Origin of the sequence: Ferruginibacter sp. (assembly GCF_031430955.1) — a bacterium.
In the GTDB taxonomy this organism is placed as follows: Bacteria; Bacteroidota; Bacteroidia; order Chitinophagales; family Chitinophagaceae; genus Ferruginibacter.
The window spans coordinates 1-3373 of sequence record NZ_JANPCM010000647.1 but is presented as its reverse complement, the minus strand read 5'-3'; the positions used below and the strand labels follow the sequence as shown (position 1 = coordinate 3373).

Here is a 3373-nt window from a genome sequence, read left to right as displayed (position 1 = left end):
TTCGCTGCCGGTTTTTTCTACCAATTGTTTTTTTATTTCTTCGCTTATTACACTTTGAAACCTTGCCACCATATCCGGATAAGGATGTGGCCCCACCACACTGCCAATAATATAATGTGTATCAACAGGATTATTTATCCAGTCACGTATCGCTTCATTCGTTGCATCTTTTAATGTTTTGCTGCCGCTGGTTGCAGGTATAACTGTTGCGCCAAGCATCTTCATACGGGCAACATTAGGCGCTTGCCGCTCAATATCTTTTTCCCCCATGTACACAATGCATTCCAAACCTTTTAATGCACACACCGTTGCTGTTGCCACACCATGCTGACCGGCACCCGTTTCCGCAATAATTCTTTTTTTTCCTAACCGCTCCGCCAGTAAAATTTGCCCGATGGTATTATTAATTTTATGTGCGCCGGTATGGCACAGATCTTCCCGCTTTAAATAAATGGTGGCACCGTACTTTGCACTCAACCGCTCTGCTAAAAACAATGGTGTTGGCCTGCCCACATAATCCCTCAGCAAATCCCAAAAATCTTTTTGAAACCCTTCCTCATAAATTATTTTTAAATAATTTTCCTGCAGGGTTTGCACATTGGGGTAAAGCATTTCCGGAATAAATGCCCCGCCAAAATTGCCGTAATAACCGTGTTCGTTTACTGTGTAGTTCATGTTATATTTTTAATTTGGCTTTGCCAAATGTTGTTTTGTTACGAGCTGGATTTCTTTGTTCAGCTGCATTGGTCTGGCCTAAGGCGAGACACTCTTGTGCAGCATATCTTTATTGAGCTTTTATTAAAGAGGAAACAACCACAACACGGGCAAGTAAACAAATTCTTCTCTTTCTCTTGTATTATTTTCACGTAATTAAAATATTGCTTTTTATTTATCCTATTCAATCCTCAATTTAAAAAACTCCGTATCCACCTGCATCAACGGAAAATTTTCCGGCAGTTCACTTTTATCAATTTTTACAAACCCATTTTTTACGTAAAACTTTTTTGCCGCATGCAGTTGCTCTACCGTACCCAAATAAATTTCATTAATTTTTTTTTGTCTGCACCAATCAATCAGTTTATTCATCAGTAATTGGCCAACTGCTTTTTCTCTTCCCCGGTAAGCTGCATCTACAAACATTTTTCTTAATGCCGCCTGCTCATTATCGAAATCAATTAATGCAATAGTGCCAATTAATTTTTCATCTTCTACCGCCACCCAAAAATTGCTTTTCTTTTTAAAATAAAAATTTTTAATGTCTAATAAATCTGGCTGATCTGCAATTGTAAGTGGCACATTAAATTCGTTGTTCTGTATATTTAAAATCAGCGCTGCAATGTCAGTTTTATATTTTTCTGTATAAATTTCTATTTTGATCATTACGTTACATTTCGCTAACCGACCTCCCTCTCCAACTCCCTCTCCAAAAGAGAGGGAGTGGCACTTCAAATCTTTATCAAACATTTTATCTTCCACATCAAGAACAATACTTTATTCATCTTTAATTATGTCTTGCACAATCTTCGCAACAATCTCTTCCATGGTTCCCCCTTCAGGGGGCGGAGGGGGCTCTACGTCATCCCCTGCTTAAACAACAACACCTGCCCCATATCTTTCACACCCGGTTCTTTCTCAAACTTGCTATAGATATCAACAGCAAAATAATCAGGATGTTTAAACTTTTTAATTTTAGCAATATCATCCACACTTAAACCGCCACTGAGGAAAAAAGGTTTTTCAATTTTTGCTTTCGATAAAATTTTCCAGTCAAATTGTTTGCCGGTGCCGCCGGTTTCGCCATTGGCCTTGGTATCAAATAAATAATAATCACAAACCGCATCGTAATCGGCCACTAAAGCATCAATGTCGGTAGTGGTTTCATCAATGTTAAATACTTTTATCACTTCTACTTCGCTGCTCAAGTCTTCGCACATTTCCGGACTTTCTTCACCATGCAATTGCACCACATCCAAACCGTATTCATCTATCGCATCCAGCACATCAATCATTTCGGGGTTTTTAAATACGCCTACTTTTTTCAGGTCGAAATCAGCATTCTTTACAGCTTCTTTATCCAGTGTTTCTCCCATATACCTTGGAGAATCTTTTACAAAAATTAATCCTGCAAATTCAATGTTCAATCCATCTAACTGCTGCAATTGTTTTAATTGTGTAATGCCACAAACTTTAATGTTCATAATCTATATGTTGTTTTTTCTTTTTTTAAACCTATAAGGTTTTAAAAACCTTATAGGTTTATTTTAGTTGTTGTGTAAAGTTTTTAATCAAGTTAATATCTTTTATTCCCGGCAGCACTTCAAATTTGGTACTGATGTCAATAGCGAATAATGCTTTTGCTTCCGGCATTTGTGCAAACGCATTTAAATTTTCTGCATCACCAGGTTCAATCATGCCACTTAAAAAATACGGTTTGCCCACTGTAACGCCATGTAATTTTTCCAGGTTCAATTTTTTACCAGTGCCACCATAACCCACACCTTCGGTATCAAACATAAACATGTCGCAATAGTCCATGTATTCCTGTATGCGGTAACCAATATTATCGGTTTCGCTAAAACGAAAAGCTTTTACCACCGAAATATAATCAGCAATTTTTTCACAGAACTTTGGTGTTTCATCGCCATGCAACTGCACCATGTGCAAACGGCATTCATCCACCATTTGTAAAATTTCATCTGCTGAAGCGTTTACAAATACGCCTACTTTATTTACCGTGTTTTCTTTTTTTATCTGGCTCGTCGTCATGTGGCGCAGCACATAGCGTGGCGACTTGGGATAAAAAATAAATCCTGCAAAAGATACACCGGCGCCGGGCAGTTGCAGTAACTGCTCTTCCTCTGTAATACCGCAAACTTTTACTCTCATTTTACTTCTGCTTTAGTTGTTGTACAAATGCAGCAAAAGCAATCGTTGGGTCGGGTGCCTTCATAAAGTTTTCTCCAATTAAAAAACCTTTGAACCCGTGTTGTTTAAATAAAAATATATTTTCTACCGAACTTATTCCGCTCTCTGCCACTTTTATTTTTTCTGCCGGAATTTTTTCGGCCATCCTCAAACTCCTGTCAATATCCACTTCAAAAGTTTTAAGGTTGCGGTTGTTGATGCCAATTATTGTTGTGGCATCGCAAATATGATCCAGCTCTTTTTCACCATGTAATTCCAGCAATACTTCCAGGCCAATATTATTTGCAAATGTAGCTAATCGTTTTACTTCTTTTGCAGTAAGGCTGGCCGCAATTAATAAAATTACGTCTGCACCCAATGCTTTTGATTCTGCAATTTGGTATTCATCAAAAACAAAATCTTTTCGCAGTATGGGAATATTAATGCCATCCCTTATATATATATATAT

5 protein-coding genes are annotated in these 3373 nt (G+C 37.7%); all 5 read right to left on the bottom strand.

What is annotated here, in order from left to right:
* Window positions 1–675 (bottom strand): pyridoxal-phosphate dependent enzyme (locus tag ACY65O_RS18385; protein ID WP_462222319.1); only part of this gene is annotated, 675 nt, incomplete at its 3' end.
* Window positions 676–894: 219 nt separating this feature from the next.
* Complete coding sequence (locus ACY65O_RS18380; protein WP_462222318.1) at window positions 895–1380, bottom strand: GNAT family N-acetyltransferase; 486 nt, start codon at window positions 1378–1380, stop codon at window positions 895–897.
* A 191-nt stretch (window positions 1381–1571) separates the two neighbouring features.
* On the bottom strand, window positions 1572–2198 hold the full coding sequence (locus ACY65O_RS18375; RefSeq protein WP_462222317.1) for a phosphoribosylanthranilate isomerase: 627 nt from the start codon (window positions 2196–2198) through the stop codon (window positions 1572–1574).
* A gap of 58 nt (window positions 2199–2256) precedes the next feature.
* A complete protein-coding gene (locus ACY65O_RS18370) occupies window positions 2257–2886 on the bottom strand; it encodes a phosphoribosylanthranilate isomerase (RefSeq protein ID WP_462222316.1) in 630 nt (209 codons plus the stop codon).
* Window position 2887: 1 nt separating this feature from the next.
* On the bottom strand, window positions 2888–3373 hold a 486-nt coding region (locus ACY65O_RS18365; protein WP_462222315.1), incomplete at its 5' end, for an indole-3-glycerol phosphate synthase TrpC.

Coding starts and splice junctions, on each gene's coding strand:
- ACY65O_RS18375 (WP_462222317.1), bottom strand. CDS start 2,198: ATGAACATTAAAGTTTGTGGCATTACACAATTAAAACAATTGCAGCAG.
- ACY65O_RS18370 (WP_462222316.1), bottom strand. CDS start 2,886: ATGAGAGTAAAAGTTTGCGGTATTACAGAGGAAGAGCAGTTACTGCAA.
- ACY65O_RS18380 (WP_462222318.1), bottom strand. CDS start 1,380: ATGATCAAAATAGAAATTTATACAGAAAAATATAAAACTGACATTGCA.